The organism is Ktedonobacter robiniae (genome assembly GCF_016587375.1).
Classification (GTDB): domain Bacteria; phylum Chloroflexota; class Ktedonobacteria; order Ktedonobacterales; family Ktedonobacteraceae; genus Ktedonobacter; species Ktedonobacter robiniae.
Window position 1 is genome coordinate 1,296,735 of the sequence record NZ_BNJG01000003.1, and the last position, 20,365, is coordinate 1,317,099.

The following is a 20,365-nucleotide window of genomic DNA, read 5'->3' on the forward strand; positions in this document are numbered from 1 at the left end:
GATCGCCCTTCCCCTTTCTCATGGCGTTGGTTCTCGCATACAAACCGATTCTCCTCACATGGTCACAACAGGAAGCCTGTCCTTTCAGGAGAAGCGAGAACTCACACTGGATCGGTAGTCATCTCATCTGCAAGAGACGCTGCAACAAGCCCAATGGTCGTTTGCCATCCTGATGGACAGGGAGCCGTCTATTCACGGCGGTCACCGTTGGGATCAACAGGCCGCATGTTACCACTCAGGCTCTCCTGTTGGTTCCATCATCGAGAAGAGATGAGCGTTTGCCTACTCTCTTCTCTCCTAACAATTAGTATATGAGTTACCCTGCTCTCGATTATGCGGGCAGTGTGGAGTTATTGAGCAAGGTATCGAGGGTTATTTTGCGCACACGATAGCCACGGCGCTTGCCACGGTGCGGCAGCGTCACCGCCTCCAGAGCGCCACTCTTAATCCAGCGCCGTACCGTTGTATCGTCCACCCGCAGATGGCGCGCCACCTCGCGCACCGTCAATAGTTCATCACCCTGAGTCATTTCCTTCTCCTCATGTAGAGTTGCTTTCACGATCCTAACCTCCTGAATTCGACGTATGTTAAAAGATACTTTTGTGCCGTGTGTAGCAGGCAATTTTGTACGATGCTACATAGTGTAGTCGCAACGTATTAACTGATACTTAGAAGAAACTGAAGTCATCCTGAACATGCCAGCATTGCCTGCAATACCTGGATGTGCTATCAGCACCTTCACCACATCAATCTACCCTGGTGCATTTATGTCTTCAGTATAAAGACACCATATATATGGGTTCTTGGACCCATCGAGGGAATTTTTGTATATTTACCCCCTGGGCAAGTGTAAGGTGTGACATCTCACACTTGCCCAGAGGGTAAATATACAAATTGTAATTCTCAGATCTAATTCAGCTTTGTCACAGTATCAGTTCATCTTTATGCGTTATAGTATGGGCATAAGGGAGACATAGGAAGAGACAACTCACATTTACCCTTCTCTCGTATCGAGGCCACTGCTCCGCACCAGGCAGTGGCCTCGGTCATTTTTATTTCCCTGCCAAAGTTTCGAGGTGAAAGCGCAAAAAAAAATTTGCCCTCGTTTTCTCGGGCAAATTAAAAGGTATCTCTTCAAGAGCAAAGACATCGATCAGCCCCTTTAGCGTATCGACACATAACAGAACACCCGCCAGAAATACCTTGTCCCTATTGTACAATCCAGCCCTGAAAACAGGCTGAGATTTTCCTGAGATTAAACTGAGATGAAAAATCCCTAGTCAGAGGGTAAGGAAAAGAGGGGCGAGGTACAGGCGCTTGCCTGTACCTCGCCCCTCTTTTCCTTATTATTAGAGGGTGAAGCCGTGGGCGGCGGCGCCGATGAGGGCCACGTTGGGATATAAGATAATGTATACCGGATAGTGTGAGAGCATCTGGCCCATGCGTCCTTTGGCCAGGAAGGCTTGCATGAATGAGCCATCCGTGAAGAGGGAGAGGAAGCGTGGGGGCAGGCCGCCACCGATATAGACGCCACCGCTGGAGAGCACTTTGAGGGCCATGTTTCCCGCCTCAGCTCCCAGAATCGCGACAAACGTCTTAAGGGTCTCGATGCAGATGGGGACCGCCGATTCTACGGCGCCCTTGACGATGATTGGCGTGTGGTCTGAGACCAGCGAGAGCTGATCGCTCAGCCAGTCCGGCTCCTCATAGGCTCCCGTTGATTGCAGGAAGGCATAGAGGTTCGGCAATCCGATACCCGAGCAGACATGCTCATAGCTAACATGCGCCGAACGCTGCAACATAAAGCGGAGCAGGTCGAGTTCGCGCTCATTGAGTGGAGCGAAGTCGGCGTGGCCGCCCTCGCTGGGATGCGCGATGTAGCGTGAGCCATTATGCACCAGGAAGGCCTCGCCCAGGCCAGTGCCCGGCGCGACGACCGCGATTGTCCCCCCCGGTTGAGGCGTACCCGCGTTCAGGGTATAAATATCTTGCTCCTCTAATAGAGGCACACCATAGGCCATGGCGCTCAGATCGTTGAGTAGGCAGATCTTAGGAATGCCCAGGCTCTTCTGCATCTCCTCTTCATCCATGACCCAGGGCAGGTTCGTAATCTTGGCTTTTCCATTCATGATGGGGCCCGCGACGCCGAAACAGGCCCGATCGACCTGGACATCAACTTGTGTGAGAAACTCTTTAACCATCACCTCCAGGCTTGCATAGCGCGCGCTGGGAAAGGTTTTCTCTACTACAGGTGTGCGCAGTTCGCCTGGTGAGGAGAAAATCGCCAGATGGGTTTTGGTGCCACCAATATCACCCGCCAGTAACATAGTAAGATCTCCACTCTATTTTTCGTTTATATACTTATAAGCCTACTTATAAGTCCGTAAGCAAATCCGTAGGCCAAATCAGGCAGCCATCCATAGTTTAGAGCATAGCCACAAAAAAATATAGATGATGATTATCGCCATAACCACCATAATATACGGCTATCCTCCTCATGAATGAGGCCCAACAATTTTCATTGTATCCTAGAAATAGTACTAAACAATATTTATTCGGCCCTAATTTCCTATACTTGGACCCCTTACCGCTCGTCTGCTTAAGCTCAGGATCACCCCAAAGTTGTAAAACGGTGTCAAATAAAGCGCACCTGTGTTAATCACATTGGGTACACACTTGCGTGCAGCGTCCAGGTAATGGAGAAGAGCGCTCAGGGGGCGCTGAGCAGCAAGGAATTGGGTGCGCCCACGTACAGTATACCTCGAAAAAGGGAACATCCAGAGAAGCCAGAAAGTCTATGTGCAGCACTTACGTGAGTATCTTGGTGGGGTCAGGTAAAAATGGTTTTGGTATGGACAAATAGCGTTGTGGAGAGCCGTAACGTTTTTCGGACGTTCGCTCCGTTATACTCATAATACCCACTCAAGTAGAAAAGAGAAAACGTATGGCGAACTCACGGAAGAAACAGGCAAAAGAAGCGAGTACAGCGAGCACCAGGGGGCCTCAACCCCTGAGAGGGTGGGGGCTGGTCATTGCCAGAATAATCTGGGCAGCCATCGCATTCACCGATCTGATCGTTCTGATCCTTGGTGTCCCTGCCCTGACAATCCAGGTGCAGAAACCATGTCTTGATCTGACCAGGGCCACTTGCAGCAGTCTTCAACTTCTTCCCACACAAATGGCTACGGCCCAATTCCTGGGGATCTCCCCCGGAGCTTACGCAGCATATACTGTAACGTGTGATTTGCTGATCACACTGCTGTTTTTGATCATTGGGGCCTTGATCTTCTGGCATAAATCGAACGACTGGATGGGACTCTTTGTCTCGATCCTGCTCATCACTTTTGGCGGTTTGGGGATTGACCTGGTACACACAAATGCACTTCCTGGCCCTCTGCCCTCGAACAATCTCATTTTTCTGATCTACGATTTCTTGAGCATTTTGAGTGGGGCGCTAAGTTTACTCGTATGGCCTGCTCTCGGTCTGTTCTTTTGCACCTTTCCCGATGGACGCCTGGTCCCTCGCTGGTCCTGGATTTTTCCCTGCCTTTTTGTTGTCCAGTTTGTTTTTTACGTTTTACCCTCGCCCTGGAACTTCCAAAACTGGCCGCCATCCCTCCAATTACTAGAGATACTTCTGGTCTATGGAGGTTCAGTAGGGGCGCAAATCTATCGTTATTTCTTTGTCGCCTCGCCTCTCCAGCGTCAGCAAATTAAATGGCTGGCGTTTGGTTTTGGATTGGTTGTCTTTGTACTCCTCCCGCTTGAAAATATTCTTCAGATTTTGAACGGACCACATTCCATACTACAATTGGCTGACCCCTTTACATTGATGTTCGACTACTTGCCAATCCCCCTCGCCATAGGCGTGGCCCTGTTGCGTTATCGCCTCTGGGATATTGACCGCGTGATCAATCGCACACTGGTCTATGGTCTGCTCACGCTCATCCTGGCGGGAATCTACCTGGGGTTGGTCTTTAGTGGAGAGGCGCTGCTGGTGGGCATCGTTGGGAAAAATGATGATCTTGTGATCGTGGGATCAACCCTGATCGTGGCTATACTTTTTCAACCGTTGCGCCGGGGCATTCAGAATGGCATCGACCGGCGTTTCTATCGCCAGAAATACGACGCCCAGCGCACTCTGAATGCCTTTAGCGACACCCTGCACCAGCAAACTGACCTGGCACAACTCAGTGAACAGATTGTTGCCATCGTGCAAGAGACCATGCAGCCCACTCACATTTCGCTCTGGCTGTGTGGCCCTGTTGGAAAGGAGAGCGACGGTGCGCCACCAGGGCAGGAATGAGCAGAGGCAAAGCAAAAATGGCTCTGGCGCGAAGAACCTGAAGAACCTTATATAGACATCGTTTTTACTTGGCTTGCTATTTTTATATCGCGCACCTGTTGCCAGCGGCAAGAAACCAACAACTGATTTTGCAGGAAGAGAGGAAGTTGTTTATGTCACAATCTACTCTTACATCGCCAAAGATCTCGCTTCCGACAGAAGTAAACAAAGGAGAGATCCAACTTCGTGGGATGTGGCTCCGTTTCTTGCAGGCGATCTGGGTTATTCTTGTACTCAATGATCTCTATACGCTTATCGTGAGCTGGGCACCATACTACCAGATGCTACACACCGTCTGCGTTGGGCCTGTGGCGGATTGTCAATCTGACCAGCTTACTCCCCAGCTTGTCGCAGCACTCCAGCGGGCCAACCTCTCGATCCATGATTATGCCCTCTATGTCCTGAGTTGGGAGATCCTGACTACGTGCATCTTCCTGCTATTTGGCGCGTTGATTATGTGGCATAAGCACACGACCTGGATGGGCCTGTTTATGTCCTTCTTCTTGATCAACATCGGGTCGCTTGGTGCCTCGTTTGCGCGTGCAGACGCTGTGCCAAATGATGGTCCCCTCGTTTTCCAAATTTTTGGGATAGTGTTGACGCTAGTCTACTATCCCTGCCTGGCTTTTTTCTTCTTCACCTTTCCTGATGGCCGCCTGGTTCCGCGCTGGTCGTGGGCTTTGATTAGCCTCTGGGCCATAAACGCCTTCTTCTGGCTTGCTCCAGGATCTCTTAATATTCTCAACTGGCCGCTTCTGCTCCAGAGTTGCTGGCTATTTCTAGTGTTTGGGGGATCGGCCTCTACACAAATTTACCGCTACAGGCGAGTCGCCTCTCCACAACAGCGCCAACAGATCAAATGGATCATCCCTGGCTTCGGCCTGTTGCTTCTGACAACTGTATTCTCTGCTCTGGCCTTCCAACTCTTTCCGGCGCTCTCTTCTCGTGATTCTCTTCTGCAAGTCGCGGTTGTTCCCCTGTACCGCTGTTACTATCTGCCTGTACCCATTTGCGTCGGCATTGCTCTGCTGCGCTACCGCTTGTGGGATATCGACGTGTTGATCAATCGCACATTGGTTTATGGCTTGCTCACGCTCATTCTGGCAGCGGTGTACTTTGGGTTAGTCTTTGGTGCGCAGGTCCTACTCGTGGGCTTGATCGGCAAAAGCGATGGGATTGTGATCGTGGGATCAACCCTGGTCGTGGCGGTGCTCTTCCAGCCTTTGCGTCGGGGCATTCAAAATGCGATTGATCGGCATTTCTACCGCCAGAAATACGACGCCCAGCACACCCTGCAAGCCTTCAGCGCCACCCTGCATCAGCAGACCGATCTGGTACAACTTAGTGGGCAGATTATGGCGGTTATACAGGAGACAGTGCAGCCAGCATCAGTCTCGCTCTGGGTGTGTAGGCCTGCGGAAAGGGAGAGTGAAAGCGCTTCACCAGGGCAGGAATGAACTCCCTCCCCTACCCCCTCTTTCCACCCGCCAAATCACGAAATATGCTTCTATTTCTTAATTACTCTTCTCTTGTAATCCTCCATTGTATAGCTTACAATAACATCTATGGCAGAGGTGCGCACTTAAATATCGCCATGATACAGATCTCTATTATCTCCAAACTGAGGGTGCTCGATGTCTCGGTTGACTCTCTCGCTCTTTGGGCCACCGTCGATAGAACTCGATGGCAGCCCCGTCACTACCGATACACGCAAAGCGGTCGCGCTCCTGGCTTATCTGGCGATGACACGCCAGACGCACAGCCGCGATACGCTGGCGACATTACTCTGGCCGGAGTATGACCAGCCCCACGCGCGTGCCACCCTGCGCCGTACGCTTTCCTCCCTGCATAAAGCCCTCGCGGGCGCATGGCTCCAGATTGACCGTGAGACAATCGGACTCAAGCAGCAAGATGGTTTCTGGCTGGATGTCGAGGCGTTCAGGTCCCTCTTGACCGATTATCACACGCATCAGCACCAGGCAGGAGAACTTTGCGCGAACTGCCTTACAGGGCTGAATCGTGCAGTGACGCTCTACCGCGCTAGCTTTATGGCTGGCTTTTCGCTCTCAGATAGTGCGCCCTTTGACGATTGGCAGTTCTATCAGGCCGATAGTTTACGGCGCGAGTTCGCTGGCGCCCTGGAGCAACTGGTCCTCGCGTATATCGCCAGGGGAGAAATTGGCCTGGCGATCACTCAGGCCCGGCGTTTACTCTCCCTGGATCGCCTCCATGAACCAGCGCATCGCTATTTAATGCAGCTCTACGCCTGGTCTGGTCAGCGCTCCACCGCCATCCAGCAATACCAGGAATGCGTCAAAGCACTCGATGAAGAACTGGGCGTGACTCCTTTGGAAGCAACCATACAGCTCTATGAAGCCATCAAGGAAAACCACCTATCACCACCGCCAGAGCGACGCCAGCCATTTTCCCAAAACGCGGCTACCGTCAGTCACACGTTGCCGCTAGAGCGGTCAGATGAACCGCATCCGGCCTCGTTCGATTATCCCCTGGTTGGGCGCGAGAGCGAGTGGGCAGAACTGCTCTCTATTTACGCTGAAATGGCTCCCTCTGGATATATTGTCGCGCTTGAAGGGGAGGCCGGGATCGGCAAAACACGTTTAGCCGAAGATCTGGTTGCCGAGGCAAAAGCCAGGGGTGCCCGGACGGTGAGCGTGCGCTGTTACGAGGGTGAAGTCGATCTCGCGTACGGGCCGATTGCGGCAGGGCTACGCGTTGCCATCAATCAGCAACAAGATTCTCACTGGCACGACCGGCTTGCTTCCCACTGGCTGAGCGAAGCCACACGGCTCCTTCCCGAATTGGCGCAGCAGCGTCCCGATGTGCCCTCGCCCCAGCCACTTGCCAGTCCTGGTGCGCAGAGTCGCTTTTTCGAGGGACTGCGCCAGGTCTGGCTTGCCCTCTGCACTGATACGCGTCTATCTGCGCCTGGCCTCCTCTTTTTTGATGATATCCACTGGGCCGATGCAGCCTCACTGGAATTTCTCGGCTATCTGATCAGAAGGTTTGACGAAAAACCACTCTTCCTGCTCCTTACCTGGCGCAACAACCAGCAGACTATCAGTCAACGTTTTCAGCGTTCCTTAGCAGAGGCCCAGCAGAGCGGCAAAGCGCGGCTCCTCACCCCGGCCCGCCTGGATCAACCAACCGTTGAGCGGCTGGTACGCCATATTGCGGCCAGTGGTGTGGATCTCCCGCCGCATTTTACCAGCCAGCTCTACCAGGAAACCGAGGGCGTGCCGCTCTTTCTGACTGAATATCTCACCGCTCTGACTACTGGAGCGATCAAGGCAGAAGACACCGAATGGAGCCTGCCCGGTGGCGTGCGTAACTTGCTCAACTCGCGCCTGGAAGCAGTTGGGGAGACCAGCCGACAACTCTTGGGGACCGCCGCAACCATCGGGCGTTCCTTCGACTTCGATACCCTTTGTGAGGTCAGCGGTCGCAGCGAGGAAGAGACGGTGAATGGTTTGGAAGAACTGATCAGCATGGGTCTGGTTAAAGAGATGGGCAATCTGCCCACATCTTACCACTACCCTTTAAGCAACGAACCCACGCTCATCTACGACTTCTGTCATGAAAAAATGCGCAGTCTGGTGTACGGCGGGATCACTCTGGCTCGCCGCCGCCTGCTTCACCGTCGCACCGCAGAGACACTGGTAGCGCGTATGCGTGGACAACGTGAGCTCGGGATACTCGCGGGCCAGATCGCTTTGCACTATCAGGCAGCCAACCAGCGAGCCCTGGCCGCCACCTATTTTTGTCAGGCTGGCGAGTATGAGCGTTCTCTCTACAGACACTCGGAGGCCCTGGCCCATTTTCACACCGCCTTGGCGCTGGGCCATCCCACAAGCTCCGAACTGCTTGAAACCATTGCTGACCTGTATACCTTCCTGGGGGAATATGAAACAGCCCTCAAAAGTTATCGGGCTGCCAAAGCCCTGAGTGCCACGCCACGCGCTATTCTGGAGCAGAAACAAGGCAAGATCTATGAGCGTCGGGGGATTTGGCAACTTGCGGAAGAACACTTTGCCCTCGCCCTCCACTTACTCCAAACGCAGGCTGGATCAGAGGAGGAGCAGGCACGAGTATGCGCCGATTGGAGTCTCTCTGCCCACCATCATGGACATATCCAGCAGGCATACGATCTGGCACAGCAAGCACTCGACCTGGCAGAACAGACCAACGATACTCATGCACTGGCCCAGGCACACAATATGTTGGGTATTCTTGCCAATAGCCAGGGAAAGATGACCACAGCATATTTTCATCTGGAACGCAGCCTGGCCCTGGCGGAAAATCTGCAAGACGCCAGCATTCAGGCCGCCGCCCTGAATAACCTGGCCCTGGCTTACCGAGCCAGCGGGGAGATTGTACGCGCCATTGCGCTCACGGAAACGGCCCTGGCACTCTGTCGTTCCCAGGGTGATCGCCACCGCGAAGCTGCCCTGCATAGCAACCTGGCTGACCTCCTGCACGAAGCCGAGCGCACCGATGAGGCGATGGGTCAGCTTAAGCTTGCCGCCCACATCTACACCGAAATCGACGGAGAAGCAGGCGCGATGCAGCCAGAGATCTGGAAATTGGTCGAGTGGTAGCCACTCAAATCTATGATCGAGATGGAGGGATACTATTCAATGCTTGTGCCTCATCGGAGAAGATGAGCATAAAATCGGCCAGGCGCGTAATACGAAAAATCTCCACAAAATGCTCACTCAGACCGTACACCATCAGGGGACATCTGGCTTTAAGAGCGCGTTTGAGCATCCCAACGATCAGCGCGATGCCAACACTGTTCATATACTTTACCTGACTGAAATTCAGCAAGATCGTTTCAGGGTGCCCGCTGATAGCTTCCGTATACGCACTATCCAGCGCATCTGCCGCGAAATTGTTGATTTCACCCTGTAAATCGATAATCGCAACCCGCGTCCGGTGCCGAATATGGGCCTCGAAACTAGCCGTTGCCATGACAAATAGTCCTCTCTTGTAGTAGAGCGCTGCTGAAAAGCTCTCTCTCGTTTTTGATTATAATTCCTGGTCGTCCTAAAAACGTTACGAGAAATTATTCTCTCTTATTGCTGGCGAAAAACGTTACGAGAAAGGTGCGAGAACATTCCTCTTTACCGTAACGTTTAGAGGACGTGCAGACTCTATACTACGAAGGAAAGATACATCGTAAAGAATATTGGAGTTCGAGATGGCAACATTTTTCCAGTACATTCGCCAGAGAATGCCTTTCCGGCGAAGCACCCAAAAAAAGCAAGCTCTCCCGACGCCTGCATTACCCGCAACTCAGCGCGTTGTTTCACAGGCGGTGAACATCGCGCCCAACGACGCGCTTGTTGCCTATTTCCTGAGCTCGCCTAGCGCGATTGAGGTCGAGAAACTGCATCTCGATTCGCCAATTCTGCGCGAACTCAAAGAAGCAGGAGTCAAGCTGACGATGCCGCTGGTGAGCCAGGGTGAGTTGGTTGGGCTGATCAATCTAGGAGGACGTTTGAGTGAGCAGGACTACTCCAGTTATGACAAAGGACTGCTGAACTCGCTGGCAACCCAGGCCGCGCCCGCTCTCCGTGTCGCCCAGATGGTTCTGGATCAACAAGCACAGGCTCGCGAACGCGAACGCATTGAGCAGGAATTGCGGGTGGCGCGCATCATTCAACAAACACTGCTACCCAAAGAACTGCCCGACCTGCCCAACTGGCAAGTGACTGCCTATTATCAGCCAGCGCGCGCGGTTGGCGGCGACTTCTATGACTTCATCCCTTATGAAGATGGCCGGCTGGGGATTGTCGTTGGCGATGTGACCGATAAGGGCATTCCTGCCGCCCTGGTTATGGCGACCACCCGCAGTATCCTGCGTTCCTCGGCCCAGGAAGATCTCTCTCCCGGCGCCGTTCTGGAACGCGCCAACGATTTACTCTTTCCCGATATTCCGGAGAGGATGTTTGTCACGTGTTTCTATGCCATTCTCGATCCTCAGAGTGGATTCCTGCGCTATGCCAATGCCGGGCATGACCTGCCCTATCGCTGGCACGAGGGCGAGGTAGGCGAGCTACGCGCCACAGGTATGCCCCTGGGGTTGATGCCTGGCATGTTCTATGAAGAGAAAGAAGTCACCCTGGCGCCTGGCGAAAGCATGCTGCTCTATAGCGATGGCCTGGTTGAGGCGCACAATTCTACTCGCGACATGTTTGGCTTTCCGCGCTTGATTACATTGCTTGGCGCGTACCAGGACAAAATTTCTCCTATTGATTACTTGCGCGCAGAGCTCAGCACCTTTACTGGAGCAGGCTGGGAACAGGAGGATGATATCACCCTGGTGACCTTACAACACGTCCCAGTGCAGAACCTCCAGGAAACAACCGAGATTCTGAGGAAGCCCGAAATCCATGAAGGATCCATCGAAAGCGGAGATGACTGGCAGCCCTTAGAAACATGGTCTATCCCCAGCGCAATGGGCAATGAACGGATCGCAATCTCATATATAACCCAGCGTGTTCAGCCCTTTCATCTGCCAGAACGTCGTCTGGAGCAGCTCAAAACAGCGGTGGCAGAGGCCACGATGAACGCTATGGAACATGGAAACCACTACCACCCGGAGTTCCCTGTCACTCTCCAACTCCTCTCGTCAGAGCAGGCCATCGCGATACGGATCAGCGATCAAGGTGGTTATCAGCCCACCCAGGCTCCGGAAACGCCTGATATCGAGGCCAAACTGGCTGAATTACAATCGCCCCGTGGTTGGGGCCTGTTCTTGATCCAGAATATGGTCGATGAGATGCGCATTCTCAACGACGAACATACCCATACCATCGAACTTGTGATGTCCCTGGAAGGAGGCCCCCATGCCCCCCAAAGTGCTTAAAGCCGCGATCCGTCACCAACCAAGCGTCTCTATTGTGGACCTACATGGCGAGATCAACGCCCAAGCTGAAAGTGTGTTGAACAACGCTTATGCCGAAGCTGAGGCATATGGCTTAGAGGTCATTCTGCTCAACTTTCACGGTGTGAACTATATCAACAGCACCGGTATCGCGCTGATTGTCAGTCTGCTCGCTCGTGCCCGCAAACAGCACCGTCGTCTGCTCGCCTGTGGCCTGAGCGAACATTATGTGGAAATATTCCAGGTCACCCGCCTGGCCGATTTCTTACACATCTTCCCCGATGAGGCAAGCGCTCTCACACAAGACATGAGTAAATCCAGCCAATCTATGTAAAAACAGTGTCGTTTTTGTTACGTTATGTAGCAATTGCAGGAGGCAGAGAAAAGCATGCCAGAAGCCAAAGTAACTATGCAAGCACGCACGGTCAACGGGATTGCCGGCATCATCGATATCCAGGGCGAACTCAATGCGTTTGCGGAAGGCATATTGATGGAGATGTACAACACTATCAACACGCCAAATATCCACGCGATTATTCTCAATTTTAGCGAAATGGAGTATATGAATAGTAGTGGCATTGGTCTGATCGTCACGCTGCTGATTCGCGCAAATCGCCAGAAACAGCGACTCTTCGGGTATGGGTTAAGCGAACATTATCAGAACATTTTTCAATTGACCCGTCTTAACGATTCTATCCAGCTTTATGCGAACGAAAACGAGGCCATCAAAGCGCTCCGTTCCGCTGTAACCGTGACGGAGAATCGGCCACGCTTCTTTAAAAGGAGAGAGACCCGATGACAACTCCACAACCGCCTGCGAAAGAGGGCCAGCCCCGCAATACGGCAAACTGGGCACCACAACATACACACACGCTACGGATACAAAATGCCCCGAGCGGAGCGCTGAACCTCAACGTCGATGGTCGACAAATCACCGGGCCACTCCAGGGCTTTGGCTCGATGTGGCAGAAAACCTACCGTGTCACCTTAGCAGGCACAAAGGTAGAACCAGAGACCGTCATTGCTGTCTGGAAAGAGCACTTCGCCGAATTCTGGCCCGCGAATTCGCGCTTCTTTGGCCCACTGACAGGGATTGCACCGGGTGAAGTGGCACTCCTCAACCTGGCAGTGGGCGGGATGCCACTCTCAACTGGCGTGCTGGTGTTGTATGCTGATGATGAGAGCTTTACCCTGATGACACCTCAAGGCCATATGTTCGCTGGCTGGATTACCTTTAGCGCGTATAAAGAGAAAGGAGAGACCCTCGTCCAGGCTCAGGTCTTAATGCGCGCCAGCGATCCCATTTATGAACTAGGACTGCGTTTCGGCGGACATAAGCAGGAGGATATCTTCTGGGAGCATACGCTAGGAAAGCTGGCGAAGCACTTCCAGGTGGAAGCGCCTGTGCAGACGGAAACCATCTGCGTTGATAAAAAATGGAGCTGGTCACAAGCCAAAAACATCTGGCATAATTCGGCCATTCGCACACAAGTTCACCTGCTGACCCATCCAGCGCTCTGGTTTCGGCGACATGGGAAATAGCTGTAAGCGGGCGAGAGTGCGGCGCACTTTCACCCGCCTTTTTCTGACTACTACTTCTCCGAAAATCCTGAGCGCGCTTGCCGCGCCACCGCTTGCCCCGAATGGGGGTTAGGTGGTCCCCGAATGGGGGAAGCGCTCGTCACGCAAGTGACACCATGAGACCTTCAGGTGGTTGGGATTCGGAATAAGATCTTAGTAGAAAATAGCTTCTGGAAAGACTCTTTTTATGATTACAAAACCATCGTATGACGCGCTTATCATCGGCTCAGGGCCCAACGGCCTCGCAGCCGCCATTACCATTGCGCGCACAGGTCGCTCGGTCCTCGTGCTTGAGGCCAAAGAACAGATCGGCGGCGGCGTCCGGTCAGCCGAACTCACCCTGCCTGGCTTTACCCACGATGTGTGCTCGGCGATCCACCCCATGGGGCTGGCCTCACCATTCTTTCGCACCCTACCGCTCGCTCGCTATGGCATCGAGTGGATTCAGCCAGAATTTGCCCTGGCCCACCCACTCGACAATGGGCAGGCGGCACTGGTGGCCCGTAGCCTGGAGGTGACCGCCGCCAGCTTGGGCGTGGATGCCGCAGCGTATACCAAACTGATGCAACCACTTCTCGATAATTGGGAAAGCATCATCAACGCCTTTCTCGGACCATTGCGCCCGCAGACAATGCTGCACCCATTCAAAATAGCGCACTTTGGCCTGGCGGCCTTGCGCTCGGCCAGTGGTCTGACGCAAACTCAATTTAAAGGAGCGGCAGCTCGCGCGATCTTCGCGGGCATGAGCGGCCATTCGATGCTCCCTCTCAATACGCCCTCCAGTGCGGCGGCGGGCCTGATGTTGGGCCTCTTGGCCCACGCGGTGGGCTGGCCTATCCCACGTGGGGGGTCACACAAGATTGTTGATGCGCTCGCGGCCTATCTGCGCGACCTGGGCGGTGAAATTGTCACGGGCATGGAGGTAAAATCACTCGACACGCTCCCCCCGGCGCGCGTCATCCTCTGCGATATCACCCCACGCCAACTTCTGCGCATCGCAGGAAGTCACCTCTCCGGCCTCTATAAACGCCAATTGCAGCATTATCGCTACGGTCAGGGCGTCTTCAAGCTCGATCTCGCCCTCGACGGCCCCATTCCCTGGAGTGCTGACGCGTGCAGGAGAGCTGGTACAGTCCATGTCGGTGGCACCTTCAACGAGATTGCCAGGAGCGAACGCGCGATCTGGCGAGGGGAACATCCTGAGCGTCCATTTGTTCTACTCGCACAACAGAGCCTCTTTGATGAGACTCGTGCCCCCCAGGGCAAACACACAGTCTGGGCCTATTGCCATGTCCCCAATGGCTCGGATGTCGATATGAGTGAGCGCATCGAGGCACAGATTGAGCGTTTCGCCCCTGGCTTTCGCAACCGCATCTTGGCTCGACACACCACCAATGCCATGGAAATGGAACGCTACAACGCCAACTATATTGGTGGGGATATTAACGGCGGCACGCAGGATCTCACGCAGATGTTCACCCGCCCAACCATCTCGCCAACGCCCTACTCCACCCCCGATAAGAGCCTCTATATCTGTTCCTCCTCCACACCGCCAGGAGGGGGTGTCCACGGTATGTGTGGCTACTTTGCCGCTCAGGCTGCCCTGCGTCACCTGGATCAAAACTGAACATTGAGCAACCTGGTACGGGACCTATTATGATGGTGGCAGAGTTGGAACGAATATTTACAGCCATGTTATGCCATCAATGCATAGCGCGGCAGTGGAAGACCTAAAAACAAAGTTTAAAAACAGGGCAAATTCGAGGTAAGAAAATACGATTTTGAGGCCATTAGGTGCAACGCGAGATTATGGCCTAGTTTAACTTGGCTTAAGCTAGCTTATAAGGCGATTTCATCGAGCTGGTTCGTTTGGAGCAGTACTCTATGCTAAAGGGAGAAACAATAACATAGAACATGTACTGCCTTCAAAGGAGGTTTCAATCTTATGCTCTCTCCACAAGTGCTCTTCCGTTTGAGTGGATTTGGCCTTATAAGTGCGTCCGGCCTGATTATTCTGGCTCACATCTGCCAGCTCTTGAGTGGGCAGAATGATACACTGGCCTTGGCAGGTGGTCTCCTTCTGCTTGTGGGTGGACTCATAGTCTGTCTGTGCTTGCCCGCACTCTTCCTTCGGCAGGTGCCAGGTATAGGAATTGGAGGGTTGATTGGCTTCATTGGCTTTAGCCTGGGGATGTTCCTTTTGAAAATTGATGCCACTATGCTCAACGTTTTTCTGGTTCCCTGGTTGGCAAATATGGACCCCAAGCTAGCTCAAGGACCTGATGGGTTGGGGGGGCTCTTCCTGGTCAGTTCCCTGCTCCAACTGGTGGGAGGCATCATCTTCTGTCTCTCAAGCCTACGCACAGAAATTTTTCCTCGCTGGCCCATTCTCTTGCTCCTGGCAACGCTTCTCGTTCAAGCCATAGGAGGCACGCTTCAGGAAGCAGGCATTGTAACTCTCATTGCTTCACTTGTCTTTTATTGCGCACTTGTATGGATGAGCATGACGCTCTTAAAGGCACCAGAAGCCTTTTCAGATAGGGAGGCTTCTTTTTCTGAGGTACGTGCCTGAGTGAATAAAAGCTAACATTGCTGGCGACCGTTTGGCCACCAGCAATGTTAGCTTTCACTCCTTTATCTTCTCCAGATAAGCCTCGACATTGAGACAGACCGCTTGCAGAGATGCCAGGATTGCCGGTAGATCGTTGGGATCTATCACGCCCAGGTGCTCCTGAATGCGCGCATCGTACTGCGTCTGCAAAGTATCTCGCAACTCACGCCCCTGGGGAGTAAGTGTGATCAGGATAACCCGGCGATCCCTGGAGTCCGCCGTACGTGCTACCAGGTGCAGGCGCTCCAGACGGTCTACAATACCCGTCACATTACTCTTGTCCGTAAATAGAACCCGACTCAAGTCTACCATTGAACGGCCCTGCTGCTCATCCAGATGTTGCAGCGTCCAGTACTGACGCGTACTCAGGCCATAGGCTGCGAAGAACTGGCGATCACTATCATCCAAAAGAAAGAATGTTTTGATAAGCAGGTGATAAACACTTTGTTCATTTACTGCCTCCTTGCCAGGCATATGCTATACCTCCAACCGCTCTCTATTTTTGGATCTCTCTTATAACTAAGCTGATATTGTTTACAACACGCTTTGCGCAACTGCCCGGCCTGCGGTTCGGCCAGAGAAGATGCAGCCGCCAAGGAAGGTTCCCTCCAGGGCACGGTAACCATGCACACCGCCTCCGCCAAAACCGGCCACTTCGCCCGCAGCGTAGAGGCCTGGTAGCGGCTCACCATTGGCCTGAAGCACACGACCAGAGAGATCAGTCTCCAGCCCTCCCAGCGTCTTACGCGTGAGAATTGAGAGGCGTACGGCAATCAAGGGGCCAGCCTTGGGATCAAGGATGCGGTGCGGCTTCGCTACGCGGATAAACTTATCCACAGAATACGCACGCGCGCCACGGATAGCCGTGACCTGCAAGTCCTTGGCGAAGGGATTCGCAATCTGTCGATCACGCTCTTTAATTTCACGTTCCAGCTCTGCCTCATCGATGAGGGTATTGCCAGTCAGCTCATTCATACCTTGTACGAGTTCTGGCAGCGTCGAGCGCACAATGAAATCGACGCCGCGCTTTTTAAATGCCTCGATCGGCGCGGGCGCTCCAGGTAGAACGCGGCTAAAGACGAGGGGGATACTACGGCCAGTCAGGTCGGGATTCTGCTCAGAGCCAGAGAGGGCAAACTCGCGCTCAATGATGCGCTGGTTGAGCAGGAACCAGGAGTAATCATATCCACTGGTGGTGATATGTTGCAGAGATCCCAGCGTATCGAAGCCGGGGAAGAGTGGCACAGGTAGGCGATGTCCGCGTGCATCTAGCCAGAGCGGAGAGGGTCCACTCAAAATACGAATAGCATGGCGCGTCCAGATCGGCGCATAGTTGATAATACCCTCGGGATAATGCCACATGCGATCAGGGTTGATAATGTGTCCGCCCTGCTGCTCAACTACCTCAAGCATGTGTCCATCCACATGATCGGGTACACCTGAGAGCATATTTTTCGGAGGTGGCCCCATACGCTGCGGCCAGTTGCGTCGTACCAGTTCATGGTTGCCACCAATGCCTCCTGAGGTGACAATCACCGCCTGCGCACCGAAATCAAACTGGCCTACTACCTCCCGCGAACTGCGTTCACCCCGTTCGACATTACTGGTCTCAAGCACCTCGCCGTGCACGCCAGTCACCACGCCACCGCTGATAGCAAGCCTGGTAACGCGATGGCGGAAACAGAGGCGCACCAGCCCGCGCTTCTCCCCCTCGCGCACACGCCGGATAAACGGTTCCAGTACCCCTGGGCCTGTACCCCATGTAACATGGAAGCGGGGCACAGAGTTGCCGTGCCCACCTGCCAGGTAGCCACCTCGCTCCGCCCATTGGACTATAGGAAAGAGACGCAGACCCTGAGCACGTAGCCAGGAGTATTTCTCGCCTGCCGCGAAATCAACATAGGCTCGCGCCCACTGCCTGGGCCAGTGGTCCTCCTCGCGGTCGAAGCCCGCGCTCCCCATCCAATCCTGTAGCGCGAGTTCATGAGAATCGTGAATACCCATGCGCCGTTGCTCAGGCGAGTTGACGAAGAACAGGCCACCGAAGGACCAGAAGGCCTGCCCACCAAAGGATGCCTCTGGCTCCTGTTCAAGGATGGTGACGCGTCGGCCCGCGTCGACAAGTTCCGCGGCCGCAACCAGGCCAGCCAGCCCGGCCCCGACGATGATTACATCAGCCTCATTGCTCATTGCTCTTCCCCCGTCTTTGAAATAATGTTGTGTTGAGATTGTATATAGATAAAGCTAGGAACGTCAAGTAACTGCCTTCGCGCCTACAGCGCTCAGGGGAGGGTATTTAGATGGACGTGGCGAATCCCACGTCCATCTAAATACCCTTACCCAAAGACTTGCTATGCGGGCGCCTCAAGGCTGCATCAGTATCTGGCGTGTGATTTGTAAGAAGGCCTGAAGAGTGGGCGACAGCCATTTTTGTTTGTGCCAGATCATTTGAGTCACCAGGCAAATCGGCTCTCCGCTCCATGGAAGAACCACTAATCTCCCCTGGGAGATCTCAGTGGCAACTACAATAGCCGGCAAGACCGCGATTCCCATGCCCACCAGAGCACATTGTTTGATGGCCTCGACACTATCAAATTCCAGCATAGTCGCTGGTTGTACTCCTGCTGCACTTAACTGGTGCTGAAACTGCGTGCGATAGCTACAGCCTGCCTCTGTCAGCAGTATAGTTTCATCCTCCAGATCCGAGGGCGAAATAGCGGACCGCTGCGCGAACGGGTGGTCGGGTGAAGCCACAAGGTAAATGGATTCGGAGAGAAGTGGTTCGGCTTGTAGCGCGGCAGCTGTAAGCGGTTTCTCCATAAGAAATGCCAGATCAACCTGGCCTTCAGTGACGAGACGGCGCAACGCGGAAAATGGAGTTGGGTAAAAGAGGAGTCTAACCTGTGGGTAAGAGAGACGAAACTGGTGGAGCACGGCGGGAAGACAGTAGGTGCAGAGTGTTTCGGTCGCGCCTATCGTCAGGGTACCGGTGCATTCCTGGGGTTCTGATACTGCCTGGCGCGCCTCTTCAGCGATCTTTAGTAACTGTTCAGCATAGGGAAGCAGGCGCTCTCCAGCATTAGTCAGCGTTACATGCCTGCCCAGCCGATCAAAAAGGCGAGCGCCCAATTCTGCCTCTAGCGCTTGAATCTGCGCCGTAACCGTTGATTGAACATATCCCAGACGTTGAGCTGCCTGATGAAAATTTAAGGTCATGGCGAGAACGCGAAAGGTCGCAAGTTGACGAAGATCCATACGTCCCTCTAAATGATCGAAATAGGCGATCAATATAATCAAAATTAATCGTTGGACATGATTATATCGCGACACTTATAATGGGCGCAAGTATTAATGAGCATCAATGGAGGAACAGGTATGAAGTCAATACACAAGCAACAGACCACAGAAATACTTGTCCATGAAACGATTCCTGCACATAAAAGTCAAACACGTTTGGGAAGAGGAACGCTACTAGCGCTCGGCATAACAATTTTCTGCTGGGCATCCTCATTTGTGGGCATTCGGGCTGGACTATATGGGTATAGCCCAACCCATCTCGCACTGCTAAGGTATCTCGTCGCCTCTCTTGTGCTTGCTCTCTATGCGAGTGTAAAGCGCATGCCACTCCCCCAATGGCGCGACTTACCAGGCCTGACACTTACCGGCATTGTAGGGATCGCTTTCTACAATGTCGTGCTCAATACGGGCGAACTCAGCGTCTCTGCCGGAATCTCTAGCTTTCTGGTCAATACCGGGCCCATTATCACCGCGTTACTGGCGATGATCTTGCTTAAAGAACGCTTGCGGACCCTGGGATGGGGAGGAATTCTTCTGAGCATCATAGGGGTATCTATCATCACTTTGAGCACTGGCGAAGGCATACATCTCTCCGTCGGCGTGTTATTCGTTTTATTAGCGGCCCTGGCACAGAGCCTCTATTTTGTCTGGCAAAAGCCCTATCTTGCACGTTACAGCGCGCTGCAATGTACGACCTATGCGATCTGGACGGGCACGCTTGCGCTGCTGATTTTTTCCCCTGGACTTATACCAGAGATACAAGCGGCATCATGGTCTGAAACTACAGCCGTGGTCTACCTCGGAATCTTCCCAGCCGCCATTGGCTACGTAAGTTACGCTTATGCCCTGGCACGCATCCCTGCCACACGCGCCGCGAGCTTCCTATACCTGGTCCCGGCGGTGACACTTGGCATTGCCTGGTTCTGGCTGGGAGAATGGCCAACATGGTTCGCCCTATTAGGAGGTGTGATCGCTATCTCAGGCGTGATCATTGTAAATATCTTTGGAAAAATTCAGGCTCGCAAAACAGGTGGAGTAGACCCTTCTTAGCAGATCCACTCCATGATGCCGCCTGCTGAGGAAGGGAAGGAAATCCAGGGGGAAATTCCGCATATGGGATTCTCTTGATAGGGTATCTGCGATACAATAAGAAGCGCTCATACCAAGCAAGCAAAGAATATTATCTAGAAGGATACTAGAAAATGCTTATTGATAAACTGGCCTGGATTTATATCGTAGATGGACGCATTCTCAGCACACGCTCCAGGAACAAAGACACCTACTACATTCCTGGCGGGAAAAGAGAGCAGGGGGAGAGCGACCAAGAGGCCCTAATGCGGGAGATTAAAGAAGAACTGAGCGTAGACCTGATACCTGAAACAATCAAGTTTTTCGGCGAGTTCGTAGCCCAGGCACATGGACATGCTGAAGGTATAGAGGTGCAGATGCGCTGCTACACCGCAGACTTCGACGGTCAACTCACAGCGGCAAGCGAGATCGAAGAGATTGCATGGCTCACCCACAGCGACCGGGAGAAAAGCTCCCCAGTAGACAAGATTATTTTCGATCACCTTAAAGAACAGAATCTTTTAAGTTAAGCGCGAAAGGTCTAGCGCTAAACCTC

At 53.3% G+C, this 20,365-nt stretch carries 17 protein-coding genes; 11 read left to right on the forward strand and 6 right to left on the reverse strand.

From position 1 onward, the window contains the following. Nucleotides 1-331: 331 nt before the first annotated feature. Nucleotides 332-529 (reverse strand): helix-turn-helix domain-containing protein, encoded by a 198-nt coding sequence (locus tag JMJ04_RS38215; protein WP_201375603.1) that lies wholly within the window; start codon nt 527-529, stop codon nt 332-334. 820 nt (nt 530-1,349) lie between these two features. Then, complete coding sequence (glk, locus tag JMJ04_RS38220) at nt 1,350-2,327, reverse strand: glucokinase (RefSeq protein WP_201375604.1); 978 nt, start codon at nt 2,325-2,327, stop codon at nt 1,350-1,352. Between the two features lie 617 nt (nt 2,328-2,944). On the opposite strand from glk, the gene JMJ04_RS38225 reads away from it, so the two are divergent. The 3 genes from JMJ04_RS38225 (at nt 2,945) to JMJ04_RS38235 (ending at nt 8,961) form a co-directional block, all read left to right on the forward strand. After that, on the forward strand, nt 2,945-4,306 hold the full coding sequence (locus tag JMJ04_RS38225) for a hypothetical protein (RefSeq protein ID WP_201375605.1): 1,362 nt from the start codon (nt 2,945-2,947) through the stop codon (nt 4,304-4,306). Nucleotides 4,307-4,458: 152 nt separating this feature from the next. Then, nucleotides 4,459-5,802 carry a hypothetical protein gene (locus JMJ04_RS38230; RefSeq protein WP_201375606.1) on the forward strand — a complete coding sequence of 448 codons (1,344 nt, stop codon included), beginning with the start codon at nt 4,459-4,461 and terminating at the stop codon, nt 5,800-5,802. Between the two features lie 177 nt (nt 5,803-5,979). After that, nucleotides 5,980-8,961: an ATP-binding protein gene (locus JMJ04_RS38235; RefSeq protein WP_201375607.1), complete on the forward strand. Its 2,982-nt coding sequence runs from the start codon at nt 5,980-5,982 to the stop codon at nt 8,959-8,961. Between the two features lie 10 nt (nt 8,962-8,971). Here JMJ04_RS38235 and JMJ04_RS38240 read toward each other — a convergent pair whose 3' ends face one another. After that, entirely contained in the window at nt 8,972-9,334 is a 363-nt protein-coding gene (locus tag JMJ04_RS38240; protein WP_201375608.1) for an STAS domain-containing protein, read from the reverse strand. Nucleotides 9,335-9,563: 229 nt separating this feature from the next. On the opposite strand from JMJ04_RS38240, the gene JMJ04_RS38245 reads away from it, so the two are divergent. From JMJ04_RS38245 to JMJ04_RS38270, 6 genes are all read left to right on the forward strand, one after another. Next, nucleotides 9,564-11,234, forward strand: coding sequence for an ATP-binding SpoIIE family protein phosphatase (locus JMJ04_RS38245; RefSeq protein WP_201375609.1), 1,671 nt, complete (start codon nt 9,564-9,566; stop codon nt 11,232-11,234). Next, nucleotides 11,215-11,586 carry an STAS domain-containing protein gene (locus tag JMJ04_RS38250; protein ID WP_201375610.1) on the forward strand — a complete coding sequence of 124 codons (372 nt, stop codon included), beginning with the start codon at nt 11,215-11,217 and terminating at the stop codon, nt 11,584-11,586. Before JMJ04_RS38245 ends, JMJ04_RS38250 begins: the two co-directional genes overlap by 20 nt. A 54-nt stretch (nt 11,587-11,640) precedes the next feature. Continuing rightward, nucleotides 11,641-12,051, forward strand: coding sequence for an STAS domain-containing protein (locus JMJ04_RS38255; protein WP_201375611.1), 411 nt, complete (start codon nt 11,641-11,643; stop codon nt 12,049-12,051). Next, nucleotides 12,048-12,794: a hypothetical protein gene (locus JMJ04_RS38260; protein ID WP_201375612.1), complete on the forward strand. Its 747-nt coding sequence runs from the start codon at nt 12,048-12,050 to the stop codon at nt 12,792-12,794. The genes JMJ04_RS38255 and JMJ04_RS38260 overlap by 4 nt, the downstream gene beginning before the upstream one ends. A 226-nt stretch (nt 12,795-13,020) precedes the next feature. Continuing rightward, nucleotides 13,021-14,460 (forward strand): phytoene desaturase family protein, encoded by a 1,440-nt coding sequence (locus JMJ04_RS38265; RefSeq protein ID WP_201375613.1) that lies wholly within the window; start codon nt 13,021-13,023, stop codon nt 14,458-14,460. A 318-nt stretch (nt 14,461-14,778) separates the two neighbouring features. Beyond that, nucleotides 14,779-15,405, forward strand: a complete 627-nt coding sequence (locus tag JMJ04_RS38270; protein WP_201375614.1) for a hypothetical protein — start codon at nt 14,779-14,781, stop codon at nt 15,403-15,405. 54 nt (nt 15,406-15,459) lie between these two features. On the opposite strand, the gene JMJ04_RS38275 is transcribed toward JMJ04_RS38270, so the two are convergent. From JMJ04_RS38275 to JMJ04_RS38285, 3 genes are all read right to left on the reverse strand, one after another. Then, the gene (locus tag JMJ04_RS38275) at nt 15,460-15,918 is read right to left on the reverse strand and encodes a MarR family winged helix-turn-helix transcriptional regulator (protein ID WP_201375615.1); all 459 of its coding nucleotides are present in this window, start codon (nt 15,916-15,918) and stop codon (nt 15,460-15,462) included. A 60-nt stretch (nt 15,919-15,978) separates the two neighbouring features. Continuing rightward, entirely contained in the window at nt 15,979-17,634 is a 1,656-nt protein-coding gene (locus JMJ04_RS38280) for an FAD-binding dehydrogenase (protein ID WP_201375616.1), read from the reverse strand. A gap of 174 nt (nt 17,635-17,808) precedes the next feature. After that, nucleotides 17,809-18,699, reverse strand: a complete 891-nt coding sequence (locus JMJ04_RS38285) for a LysR family transcriptional regulator (protein ID WP_201375617.1) — start codon at nt 18,697-18,699, stop codon at nt 17,809-17,811. 120 nt (nt 18,700-18,819) lie between these two features. Between JMJ04_RS38285 and JMJ04_RS38290 the strand changes: the two genes are divergently transcribed. Beyond that, nucleotides 18,820-19,791 (forward strand): DMT family transporter, encoded by a 972-nt coding sequence (locus JMJ04_RS38290; RefSeq protein WP_201375618.1) that lies wholly within the window; start codon nt 18,820-18,822, stop codon nt 19,789-19,791. Nucleotides 19,792-19,943: 152 nt separating this feature from the next. Then, nucleotides 19,944-20,339 carry an NUDIX hydrolase gene (locus JMJ04_RS38295; protein ID WP_201375619.1) on the forward strand — a complete coding sequence of 132 codons (396 nt, stop codon included), beginning with the start codon at nt 19,944-19,946 and terminating at the stop codon, nt 20,337-20,339. Nucleotides 20,340-20,365: the final 26 nt, after the last annotated feature.

Coding starts and splice junctions, on each gene's coding strand:
- JMJ04_RS38215 (WP_201375603.1), bottom strand. CDS start 529: ATGACTCAGGGTGATGAACTATTGACGGTGCGCGAGGTGGCGCGCCAT.
- glk (WP_201375604.1), bottom strand. CDS start 2,327: ATGTTACTGGCGGGTGATATTGGTGGCACCAAAACCCATCTGGCGATT.
- JMJ04_RS38225 (WP_201375605.1), top strand. CDS start 2,945: ATGGCGAACTCACGGAAGAAACAGGCAAAAGAAGCGAGTACAGCGAGC.
- JMJ04_RS38230 (WP_201375606.1), top strand. CDS start 4,459: ATGTCACAATCTACTCTTACATCGCCAAAGATCTCGCTTCCGACAGAA.
- JMJ04_RS38235 (WP_201375607.1), top strand. CDS start 5,980: ATGTCTCGGTTGACTCTCTCGCTCTTTGGGCCACCGTCGATAGAACTC.
- JMJ04_RS38240 (WP_201375608.1), bottom strand. CDS start 9,334: ATGGCAACGGCTAGTTTCGAGGCCCATATTCGGCACCGGACGCGGGTT.
- JMJ04_RS38245 (WP_201375609.1), top strand. CDS start 9,564: ATGGCAACATTTTTCCAGTACATTCGCCAGAGAATGCCTTTCCGGCGA.
- JMJ04_RS38250 (WP_201375610.1), top strand. CDS start 11,215: ATGCCCCCCAAAGTGCTTAAAGCCGCGATCCGTCACCAACCAAGCGTC.
- JMJ04_RS38255 (WP_201375611.1), top strand. CDS start 11,641: ATGCCAGAAGCCAAAGTAACTATGCAAGCACGCACGGTCAACGGGATT.
- JMJ04_RS38260 (WP_201375612.1), top strand. CDS start 12,048: ATGACAACTCCACAACCGCCTGCGAAAGAGGGCCAGCCCCGCAATACG.
- JMJ04_RS38265 (WP_201375613.1), top strand. CDS start 13,021: ATGATTACAAAACCATCGTATGACGCGCTTATCATCGGCTCAGGGCCC.
- JMJ04_RS38270 (WP_201375614.1), top strand. CDS start 14,779: ATGCTCTCTCCACAAGTGCTCTTCCGTTTGAGTGGATTTGGCCTTATA.
- JMJ04_RS38275 (WP_201375615.1), bottom strand. CDS start 15,918: ATGCCTGGCAAGGAGGCAGTAAATGAACAAAGTGTTTATCACCTGCTT.
- JMJ04_RS38280 (WP_201375616.1), bottom strand. CDS start 17,634: ATGAGCAATGAGGCTGATGTAATCATCGTCGGGGCCGGGCTGGCTGGC.
- JMJ04_RS38285 (WP_201375617.1), bottom strand. CDS start 18,699: ATGGATCTTCGTCAACTTGCGACCTTTCGCGTTCTCGCCATGACCTTA.
- JMJ04_RS38290 (WP_201375618.1), top strand. CDS start 18,820: ATGAAGTCAATACACAAGCAACAGACCACAGAAATACTTGTCCATGAA.
- JMJ04_RS38295 (WP_201375619.1), top strand. CDS start 19,944: ATGCTTATTGATAAACTGGCCTGGATTTATATCGTAGATGGACGCATT.